A 10,635-nucleotide genomic window follows, 5' to 3' on the forward strand; every position below is an offset into this window, starting at 1 on the left:
TCAGCACCCCGAGCCTACCGGCTCAAGGGGGGCAACGCCGACCTCTTCAGAAATTCAACAGAACCCGGGACATCCCCGTGCGCGTTTGCGCGCCCTGCGTTTCGTCTATTGGAGCTTCATTAAGCAAAACGGCCCGGAAGCGCGTGCGCGGCGTCTTCTGTGGGATTGGCTATCCCCAGAGCAGCGTGCGCAATTTGATGCCGAGGCTATTTCGAAGTCACGGGCTCTCACACGGGTCGACGATATCGAATTCACCAGGGCAGCGTGAGCAATGTTGTCGAGATCGACGAAAACGGCCAGCCAAAAATCGGGTGGTGCTTTGTTCCCGAACGCCCCCTGGTGACCGGCGACATCATGCTCGCTCAAAGATCGCGCTCGAAACCGATGAAATGGCAGTGCTCGCGGTTGCGAATAAATTCTATCCGAATCCTATTCGACCTCCCTCGACTGGTGCGCCGCGCCTACTAGCGTTGCTCATGGGTGGGCCCCTTGGTGCGGGCCGGCGAAAAGCGCCTGTACGTGAAACGACGGCTCTTTCGCGACAGCAGGTAAGCCTCGCCAGACTGGCGTTTTGTTGCAATGCGATCCGGCTATTAGCCGTTGGCGAGATGCCCTGCGCGCATTTCGCGCCAGGCATTTCTCAACCTCTGCATGGCATTTTCGAAGGCTCCGCGCAGCCATTGCGCGTGAGCGGTGCTGACGCTGTGGGGGAGATAGCGTTGCGGGCTCGATGCGCTACGCTACGAGATCGCGCACTTGTAAAACGAACACGGCGGCAGGGGTGGACCATCGCTACGTTCCGTAAGTTGGGTGTAGTTTCACGAGCGATCTCTCTGCGGTGATCAGCCGGATGCATAAAGAGTTGAAGTCATGCCTCGACATCAACGCTCCAGGGCTTGGCGCGCTCTTTCCTTCAGCTCTATGACGGCGCCTCGCCTGTATTCGAGAAGCGAGCGCATTTTCCTGCAGTTCTTATGCCTCAATCCAGCAAGTGAGATCGTTTCATGCACGACCTCCGCGCAAAGCGAATGGCGTCCACGCAGTCATATACTTAAACTTGTTCGGGGGCTTGATGATCAGGCGCTTTCTTGCTGATGGCGAAAATTGGTCTCAGACATGGTCCACCTTGCGCAGTAGCCGCCGAAGGAGATTCAGCTAAACACCCGGCAGTGCGATCGTGCAGGGCGCCTACCGTGCGGTGGCCACTGGACGGCTGCCCGAGTCCTGCATGACTTGGCTAGGACGCTTCGCTTTCCACGAAATCAAACCGCAACTGTTCGGGATTACCGACGGCCAACTATGATTTGACACGTCGTATTCTTCACCGCAAAAGACAAGGCATACATCGACAAAGTAATCGAAGCCCTTTCCGTTCTCGCCAAAATCCCGTACGCACGCCGGCTTGAAGTCGCTCGCAACCGCAAGAGTGACCGGCCAAACGAAATTGACGTGATCGTCTACGGTGAGTTCGACGACGAAGGCGCCTCGAAGCCTATAAAGCGCCGAGCTTTACCAGCAATCGATCCGGCAGGTAAGCCGCTGCGAGAGCTACGTCTCGCGGCCGCCTACAGCTTGTCTGCAGATGCGGAGCCAGTATGTTCGGCAGGCCCTCGCTACGCGCGTGGTTAAGCTGACAGGCATGTAGGGGTTTTGGGGTGATATAACGCTCGCCTTCGGCGGGCCGAATTACGATCTTACATATATCGCTGAGCGACAGAGTCATTCAGTAGTGGAACTGCAGTGGATCGAGCCCGTCACAGCCATGCGAGGCCTCTCGCATCGGAGGCACCTAACGTGCCTGGATAGCGCATCGAGAGACGCGGTACTCGGGCAGCATTCGCATATGACGTGCGATCCCTTCTGGGCTTATATGATCGCGGACAGGAAAGGTATTTGCAACGGAGAGACCATTGTGGGTGATCCGAGGGTGACACTTCGCGCTCTGCTAGTGACAGCACTCTGGGATGATAGGGCGATCATGCTCTTGCCCATCGGAATCAAGCGACATACGAGGTGTAGTTCCATCCGGAGTCGATACTCGCACCGCAAGGGGACGCAGTATTCGCAATCTTCCTACGGCTTGCAGAGCTTCCTTAAACGCGGTCGTATAGATCGGTTTCACAAATGCGCAGCTCGATAACATACCGGTCAACGCGAAAAGAGCAGTATTGCGGAAATATGGGTCGAGTTCATTTGATGCGGGCAGCACACAGACCGCTAGGCCGGTTGAACTTATCAATACCTTTCAGGTGCTCGGATCAATAGAACTCTATCACGTTTGAAATTTCCGGATGCCGTTCTAGAATTCTCAGGATAAGCGGCATCTGCTCGCGCGTTTTCGGGCTCTGCTTCTGCCGTGCCGATCTTGTAATTATTGGATGCGACCATCCCGTGGCACCGCCCATGATCAGAGTAGCCCGACCTGGTTTAGCCGCGGACGCTTAAATCGGGCGAGCGTCCGTAGAGTTCGCTCACGCGCGCCAGCGGTCTCGCTTCCCTCCGCTCTGGTTCAAAACGAGCGAAACGCCGTGGGCGGCACTTCGCGTAGAGCTTCTCCAGGCGCTCTCGCAGTCCATCTCTTGCACGTCCAGTGTCATGTCCAATCCTCTAGCGATAAGATCCGGCAAACCATGAATTTTGATCGGTGGGGCGCGGAGGCTGAAAAGCAGAAGGTTCCTGCTCGCTTGCACGCTCGAATCTCGGTTCCAGAATTAACCTCGACCCAGGGCATCAATTAATTCGGGGTTTTGATTGCGGCAACGCATCGTAGCGTTGCGTTCACGCACCGGACATTGCCCCGTCCGGGTTCACCCAATGCGAAGCCGGCGCGCCATTATATTCGGCGCGGCGGCTTCGTTGCCCGGCCACGCGCGTGCGCTCGATTTTGATGCGGGCGTCAAGAGATGGAGCGCTCGAGTTCATCGATATGGGACGGCAAATCCCTGCTTCTGCGAAGCCAGCACCCTAACGTATCTTTAGGGCAGGCTAACAATCGAATATCTCAGTGACCCACCGAGCCCTGCTCACGGAGACAGTTGCGCGAGGCGTTCACCATGGAAGAGAACTCCGCAAGCCCTATCCCTGACGCAGAAGAACCTCGCGGCGCACTTTAGTGTTCCTGGTCGCGGAGAAATTTGCCGTGTTTTCCGTTGGGCGGCCCGCCTGCAATCGGCGAGGCTCCGGCGTGTCGACTTAGAGTGGGTCCGCCATCGAGCCTGGTCAGCTCACAAGGGGCGTCATGCCGAACGTGGCGGGGCGACTTGCTAGCATTGGTGTGGTGATTTTACTCTGCTGTTGGCAGGCGACGGACGAAACAGAACTCGCGGCAGGTCCCGCGGCCTCACTCGGATAGCGCGCTGGTGGGGAGAGGAAGCCCTGGCCAATACTGTCCGTCCTTGGTCGGCCGAGGTCCGAATATCGCCTGACCAACTCTTATGACATCGGCACCTTCCTCGATTGCTATCTCGAAGTCGCTTGTCATCCCCATTGAGAGGAGATCAAGTCGCGTCGATGTTCTATCGCGGAGTGCGTCTCGAAGCCCGCGCAGCAACTTGAAACATTCGCGAACCTTGTCCGCCTCTCCGCTCAGGACGGCGAGAGTCATCAAGCCGCGAGGGACAAGGGCTGGATAGTCGGACAGCCGAAGAACAAAATCCTCTACCTCGTGGGGCAGCAGACCGTATTTGCTCACCTCACCTGAGGTGTTGACTTGGACGAACACGTCGAGATGCCGGCCTTCGGCGCTCAGGCGGGCCTGGAGCGCTTCGGCCAATCTCAAGGTATCCAACGCATGAAACTCGTTCGCGAACTTGACCATCGAATTCACTTTGTTCGTCTGGAGGTGACCGATGATACTCCAGTTCAACGACAGGTCGGCCAAATCGCGGACCTTGCTCTCCGCCTCTTGGACCTTGTTCTCGCCGAACTCGCAAAGGCCGAGTTCGGATGCGATACGGATAATCGCGGCGGGTACGGTCTTGCTGACAGGCAAAACACGAACTTCTGAACGGCTGCGGCGAGCCCGCATACAAGCCCGATTTATGCGCTGCTCAAGCTCATCAAGGTTGGAGCGCAATAACGAGCGCGGATCGTCCGTGAATCGGGCGCTATTCATCTGCGACATCGCGAATTGCTCGCTTCCACGTTCATGGTGTTTGACATGGCAAAGGCCAATGATTTCGGTAGCACATAAAGCAGAGCCGAGTCCGGCTAGTTCGTCAGAACCTCTCACATCGACGCATAATCCAGGCCGTATCCCCCTCATAGGGACGATCCTAATCCCAGACAAGTGCTCCGGATCTCGCGATCCGCCATCGCCCAACTCGCCGCTCTGGCTCAGGGAGGACAGCACGGAAAGTTCTGTGCTGCTCGGGAGAGACAATTCACGCCCCTCCACTCACGAGTAAGGTTCATATTCGTTCAAAATCGGGGCAGTTCTGGTCTGACGACGCTGAGCGGCTTGAACTTTGCGCACCCAGCCCTTCATCGCTAAATCCATGTCCGACCCACATCCAGATGCTAAGGTTTGCGCTGCGTCGGCGGAACAAGGGTCGCGGAGTGCCCGACGCTCAAATCCCGGACCTGCACCGTCTCAAATCGCTGGGTTGGGCCCACGGCCTGAACAGGTGAATCGGTCGGCCGATCCGTGGATTATGACGAGAAGATAGGTTTATCGATTTGGTTCTGAATTGCGCTACGGAGTTGGTAGTCCCAGTAGGACGTTGTCAATCAGTCGGGTCGAACCAACGTAGGCTGCGACACAGAGCGCCGCCGGAAACCGCAGGGGACTCTCGGCGCGCTTGAGCGTATCACCGTCGACAAGTTCAAGATATTGCAGCCGATCAACTGTCTCAAGTTGCCGCTCGGCGATCGCAATCAGCTTCTCCACCTCGCGCACTCCTGCGCGGAATTCTTCCGCCGCGGCGAACAGTCCACGACTGATGGCAACGGCTCGCCGACGTTCTTCCTTGCTGAGATACCGATTGCGGCTGCTCATCGCGAGCCCGTCCGGTTCCCGAACGGTTGGCACGGTGACGATCTTGATGGGAAGATTGAGATCTGTCGCCATGCGACGCACGACCGCGCATTGCTGAAAATCCTTTTGCCCGAAAAACACGACGGCCGGATGCACCATGTTGAACAGCTTGCACACGACGGTCGCCACGCCCCGAAAATGCCCAGGCCTGAAAGCCCCGCAGAGTGGTTTCGCCAGTTCGCCCGGCTCGACGAAGGTCTCGAATTGAGCCGGATAGACTTCCTGTACACCCGGCGCGAACACAATCTCAACACCGGCGTCGCGGCACAATTTTTCATCGCGCACGAAATCGCGAGGATAGCTGCTGAGATCCTCGTTTGGTCCGAACTGAGCCGGATTGACAAAAATGCTAACGACGGTGACATCGCATTGCGCTCGGCACGCCTCGACCAGGGCCAGATGGCCATCGTGCAAATACCCCATTGTAGGCACTAACCCGACGCGTTTGCCCGCGCTGCAAGCCTTCGCTAGCTCACGACGAAGCTCAGCGACCGTGGTAATCGTCTGCATCGTTGCACCTTACATCAGGTTGGGTTGGGAGGAGCCCAGGTTGCGATAATGTCACTCAGGCTTTCAGGAAGCCTATAGCACTCCTGCGGCGCCGGGAACGCACCGGTGCGGACATCGGCAGCCCAGCGCGAGAGCGCCTCTTGTAACATCTGAAAACCATCTGCATAAGCGCGAACGAATTTGGGCCGATGACCTATGGTTAGCCCCAGCACGTCATGGAATACGAGCACTTGGCCCGAGCAGTCGGGACCCGCGCCGATTCCGATGGTTGGTATCGATAGCGATTCGGTCGCTCGCTGGGCTAGCTCGGCCGGAATGCCTTCAAGCACCAACGCGAAGCATCCGGCCTCCTGCAGACGGTGAGCGTCATCGAGCAGCCGTAAAGCGTCATCGGCGTTCCGGCCCTGCACCTTGAATCCGCCCATGACATTGACGCTTTGCGGGGTGAGGCCGAGATGGCCCATGACAGGAATTTCGCAATCGACCAAGGCACGCACCATTTCCACGCGCTTGGCCCCGCCCTCGAGTTTCACGGCATCTGCGCCTCGCTGCAGGAACCCTCCAGCGTTACGTATCGTCTCCTCCGGACCAAGGTGAAAGCTAAGAAACGGCAGATCGGCCACGAGCAGAGCACGGGGTCTTGTGCGTGCAACAGCCTCCAGATGATGGTTCATCATTGCCATGCTGACCGGCAACGTGTTGTCGAATCCGAGACAGACATTGCCAACACTGTCGCCCACAAGAATGATGTCGACGACGGGGTCGGCGATGCCTGCCGTAACCGCATCATAGGCGGTGGTCATGGTGACACGCCGCCGCTCCTGCCTCCACCGCCGCAAGATTGGAATTGTGACCCGCTCAACTGACACTTCCGAAGCGTGGCTCATTTTTGATACGTTCCATCAACTAGGCGAACGGTAATCCGATGTTGCGAGCGACGCGGCTGAGTATTACGCGCATCCTGGGACCATGCTTTCGTATGGAGGACAAGAGAAAACTGTCAACAGTGAAAGGAAGAAAGAAACATATGTCTCCAAGGTCGCGACCGAGTGCACAAACATTCCAATGGTCGCGCGACCACCAAGCAAGAATTTCCAAATTCAAATTGTCATGTGGAAGCACCTTGAGTCACGCCGCGCCTCAAGGCGCGCTGGGGCGTCGGAGCCATTCCAGATGAGAGCGCACGGGACGACGCAGGGGGCGCCGATCTAGTCGTGCCGAAGCGCTGCGATTAGCTTATGGTCTTCCAGTGGCGGAAAGGTGAAGCTGTGGTCAGTCGGGGTCCGGGTCAGTGGTCCCGCGGACTCAGGTCATGCTGTCGACACCGCCTTGACGCTTCACCAGGAGTTCGGCCGTTTCCGCGGTTGTTGGCTCACGCCATTGCACGCTGCCCGCGGCACAAATGATCTCTTGGTCGAGCCGCATCAGCGCTTGGCGAGCGATGTCGGCGATGTCAGAGCGCAGGGTGCTGGCCTGCTTGGTTGCCGCCACCCTGCAAAGCAGGTCGAGGTCCGACCAACCCGCAAATGAATGACCCGCGATCGCGTTCTTCTTCACGTAGCCGAGGCCATTCTCCATCTTCTCTACGTGCGCGCCCGATACGCAGCGCGGGCGCGAGGACCGAAGCCCCAATGCTTCGCGAACGCAATGAGCTTGTTCTTAAATTGAACCGACCGACTCACTGCGTCATGGCGCACCACGAGCGCGCGTGGGTTACCGCACAAAAACGCCACCCATTCGTCGGCGCTGGCACCTACCGGATGTTGTAGTAGACGTGCGCTCTGCATGGCACCCGCGACTAATGCACGCGAGACTTCTTCTAACTTGTGATTTTTTGCATTTGTCGGCGCCTGGATAATGGTCTGGTGCTGCAGGTCGGCTGCGGCGCGCAAGCGATGACATCGATTGTGCAAGAACCGACCCAGATGCGTGGCCGGCGCTGTTCGCATGCCCGCTCAAGGCCAGTCGTCGAACATTTTGAGGCTCTTGCCTATACTGAGATAGATCGGGACTTAGCGGCACGTTGGGGATATTTCACAGGGCCGTGCAGTGTCGTGCTTGGCGTATTCGAACGTTCGATGGATTGCTGAATGTCCTTCAGTGCGGACTAGGGCTTGCAACATACTATGCCCCACCAACCCTAAGCCTCTTTCAGCAAAAGCAACGGCCCGATCAACCTGCGGCCCGATCAAACCGCCTCCTCACCGCTCCGCCGACCGGTTGACGCAGCCAACCATATTCACACTTGCTGTTTTCTATTTTCCTTCCACAGCAATGGCCCTTACACGACGATCTACGAATCGCTTCATCGCTGGGCCAAGCGAGGACGATGGTGCGCAATCTTCGAACCGCTGGCCAAGCCTGGCGAAGATGGTGTTGTGCTGTAGCTCGATTGGACCTCGGTTAAAGCGCACCGGTGTGCGTCCGACGGAAAAGGGGGGAGCACAATCAAGCAATCGGCCGCTCGCGCGCAGGCCGCACGACGAAACTCCATACGCTGAGCAATCCCTTTCCCGGCCGGTCGTCCTGCATCTGATGGCAGGCCAGGATGTCGATATCGCAGCGGCTCCCGATGTCCTGGCGCTCGCGCCACCTATCAGTGCGCTCCTCGCCGACAAAGGGTACGACGGCGACAAGCTTCGCGGCGAAATCATTCGTCGCGGCGCGAAACCCGTAATCCCCAATAAATCTAACCGTGTTGCCATCCAGCGCTTCAACAAATGCGCCTACAAAGGCCGAAACGTCTCGAACACTGCTTTTGCAGGCTCAAGGACTTCCGGCGCATCGCCCCGCGGTGCGACAAGCTCGGCCGGAATTTCTTGGCCGCTGCGCATCTTGCCGCTCTCGTCGCATATTGGCTCAATTGAATTTGGATCCTAGTCTTCTTGAGCGCGGCGGCCCCTTGAATTTCTTCTGGGTCCGGAATTTGACGGCGGCCAGCCCAAGCGGAGCCCTTCAGTCGTCACCGCCAGGCTCGAGTGCATCAGGATGCCGCAAACCGTGTGCGAGCTCAGGCAGCCCGCCTTGTCCCCGGCCGCTGTTTATGCTCTTCGTGATTCGGATCGGTCGGAGTTCTATCTTTGATAGCTGAACTCGGTCGTATCATCGAGCACTAGAACCGGACCGCCGGCGGCAATCGTGCGCTCACGCGCCGATTGAAAGTGGCCCGCCAGAATGTCCGCTTCGCTGACCCGGTCATTAGAGAAGAAGCGATAAGCTGCCTTGGTATTCGCCCAATTGGCAGACGAGCGGAATACTTTGTCCGATGGCGCTTCCAATCTGCGTGAGCAGCGGAATCTGTCGCCGAGCCGCGCGTCCCTAAACTGGCATCCACTAGTCTCTCGATCAATCCAACATTCACCGCCTAAAAATCGCAAACGGCCTTTTGCCGATCGATCCCTCAATGTGAGCCCCATAGAGCACCCCTCTCGCATCAGGTGCTCAGCAAGGAACACAAGTGATTCTTCAAGATTTTGCTGATCCGCGGATCAGCTCAAGCGGAAAAAGTTATGGGTAATTGAAAGCCGGTCAACCGCGCCAGTCGCGGCGCTCCGTGCCATGCCTGGCACACCAAAATAGGCCCCGGGCCATAGGCCAAGGCCTTATCCACCTTTTTGAACGATAGATCAATATTTGAGAAGAATCGGGCCGCCAAACTGATAGTTGAGCCGTGCAGTCATAAGATCGAGATCCTGGCGGATGCGGTCGACCCCACCAGCGGGCTCGGTGAAGCCGACTATGGTTGGCCGCATGAACAGGTGTGCGTACTCGAATCCAATCGACCAATTCGGTGCGAAGCCGTACTCGAAACCGGCTGCCAACGCGGCGCCCCAAAGAACGTGCTTGCTTTCTCCACCTAAGTCGCCCGTCGTCCAGATGACCCGAAACGTATTGCTCGTCACCGCGGCGCCACCTTTGGCGTAAAGTAGTACGTTGTCGAAGGCATAACCGATCTGCCCCGTTACCAGGCGGAACGCATCAATCTTGGTCTGGTTGATATCCAAAAAAGCCACGCTGGGATTCCAACCAGTCAAATGAGCCCAGTTCCCCTGGCCTTCAACACCAAGCACGATCGGGCCCGTCTGCCATCGATAGCCGATCTGCCCGCCCACGCTTCCGCCGGTGCATCATGGCAGCCCTCAGGCTTGCCACCATCGGAATCCCAGCAATTCGAGCTTGAACCAAAGCCGCCGTTCATACCGACGTTGTAGCCGCTCCAGTCGTAGATTGCAGCCGCAACGGGCCGCGGGGCATTGGTGTAGAGAGGCTTGGCCGGCTGCGCAGCCAGATCCGCGCCGAATGCGGGCACCAACGCGCCAAGCCCCACAATGCTCACAGTCGCAAGCAACAAGTTCTTCATTTCTACTCTCATCTCTTCAGTGCCCCGAGCCTCATGCGTCTTAACCACGTCCGCGCGAATTGCTGTAACTGCATCGCAACATTTGCGCTGAAAGAAATGCGTGAACCGAACGCTGCGTCAGGTTGCGGTGCAGATCATCTCCAACAGCGTCGCAATCCACCTTCGCGTGCGAGCATAGATTGCGGCCGCTGATTTCAGCGGAGTAAGCGCACGCAAGTCAGATCGTCGCAAGCCACACCGCAAGTGAGAAGAGTGAAGCGGTTTGCAAAACTCTTGCTCTTGTCCCGTGCCGCCACTAAAGACCCCGTTACGACCATGCTCGTGTTGCACCCACCGGCTCCGAGAGATCAGATGAAGTCTATTCGATTGAATCAATGTTCTGCAGATGCTGACCCGTTCGTCGCAGATGCCGCTGTGTCCCGCGGTCGACAGAGCATGCGAAACGCAACCTCCGCCCGCGGCGGATGAAGGATGCGGCCCGAAGGATTTTGCTTATTGGTTGAGCGAGCCGTTCTCCACCCGAGGCTTCCTACCACACCGCCAATGCCCAGATCGCCGATAACGCTTGCCGACCGGTGGTGGCCAGCGGCCGCGGTGTGTTCATCTTCTGAGCTGAAGTTCTGAGTCGATAAAGGACAGCGAGCATGTTCGTGTCATTCTTCCCTCGACCAAAGTTGTTCTTTGCGTCGTCAATTCTTTGGACGGCGTTGGCGATGGCGTTTTGGTATGT

The 10,635-nt window shown here is 57.6% G+C and carries 7 protein-coding genes and 4 pseudogenes; 3 read left to right on the forward strand and 8 right to left on the reverse strand.

Annotated elements, in window-relative coordinates; translation table 11 throughout:
- The first annotated feature begins 52 nt into the window (after nt 1–52).
- Together AC0L20_RS38940 and AC0L20_RS38945 are read left to right on the forward strand one after the other, a co-directional pair.
- A pseudogene (locus tag AC0L20_RS38940) lies at nt 53–468 on the forward strand (hypothetical protein).
- A gap of 852 nt (nt 469–1,320) precedes the next feature.
- Nucleotides 1,321–1,629 (forward strand): annotated as a pseudogene (locus AC0L20_RS38945) (Dabb family protein); the annotation flags it as partial.
- Between the two features lie 1,711 nt (nt 1,630–3,340).
- Here the strand turns inward: AC0L20_RS38945 and AC0L20_RS38950 are convergent.
- The 5 genes from AC0L20_RS38950 to AC0L20_RS38970 all read right to left on the reverse strand — a co-directional run bounded on the left by AC0L20_RS38950 (nt 3,341) and on the right by AC0L20_RS38970 (nt 7,437).
- Nucleotides 3,341–4,123, reverse strand: coding sequence for a YggS family pyridoxal phosphate-dependent enzyme (locus AC0L20_RS38950; protein WP_473295518.1), 783 nt, complete (start codon nt 4,121–4,123; stop codon nt 3,341–3,343).
- Nucleotides 4,124–4,693: 570 nt separating this feature from the next.
- The gene (gene panC / locus AC0L20_RS38955; RefSeq protein WP_473295519.1) at nt 4,694–5,545 is read right to left on the reverse strand and encodes a pantoate--beta-alanine ligase; all 852 of its coding nucleotides are present in this window, start codon (nt 5,543–5,545) and stop codon (nt 4,694–4,696) included.
- 14 nt (nt 5,546–5,559) lie between these two features.
- Complete coding sequence (gene panB, locus AC0L20_RS38960) at nt 5,560–6,432, reverse strand: 3-methyl-2-oxobutanoate hydroxymethyltransferase (protein WP_473295520.1); 873 nt, start codon at nt 6,430–6,432, stop codon at nt 5,560–5,562.
- 418 nt (nt 6,433–6,850) lie between these two features.
- Nucleotides 6,851–7,123 carry a phosphoribosyl-dephospho-CoA transferase MdcG domain-containing protein gene (locus AC0L20_RS38965; protein ID WP_035973649.1) on the reverse strand — a complete coding sequence of 91 codons (273 nt, stop codon included), beginning with the start codon at nt 7,121–7,123 and terminating at the stop codon, nt 6,851–6,853.
- A gap of 5 nt (nt 7,124–7,128) precedes the next feature.
- Nucleotides 7,129–7,437 (reverse strand): hypothetical protein, encoded by a 309-nt coding sequence (locus AC0L20_RS38970; protein WP_473251489.1) that lies wholly within the window; start codon nt 7,435–7,437, stop codon nt 7,129–7,131.
- A 384-nt stretch (nt 7,438–7,821) separates the two neighbouring features.
- Here AC0L20_RS38970 and AC0L20_RS38975 point away from each other — a divergent pair.
- A pseudogene (locus tag AC0L20_RS38975) lies at nt 7,822–8,412 on the forward strand (IS5 family transposase); the annotation flags it as partial.
- Between the two features lie 207 nt (nt 8,413–8,619).
- Here AC0L20_RS38975 and AC0L20_RS38980 read toward each other — a convergent pair.
- The 3 genes and pseudogenes from AC0L20_RS38980 to AC0L20_RS38990 all read right to left on the reverse strand — a co-directional run.
- A complete protein-coding gene (locus AC0L20_RS38980) occupies nt 8,620–8,979 on the reverse strand; it encodes a transposase DNA-binding-containing protein (protein ID WP_473295522.1) in 360 nt (119 codons plus the stop codon).
- 192 nt (nt 8,980–9,171) lie between these two features.
- A pseudogene (locus AC0L20_RS38985) lies at nt 9,172–9,905 on the reverse strand (outer membrane protein).
- A gap of 529 nt (nt 9,906–10,434) precedes the next feature.
- A partial coding sequence (locus AC0L20_RS38990) for a hypothetical protein (protein ID WP_473295521.1) occupies nt 10,435–10,635 on the reverse strand: 201 nt, incomplete at its 5' end.

It is taken from the genome of Bradyrhizobium sp. Kon58, assembly GCF_055807455.1.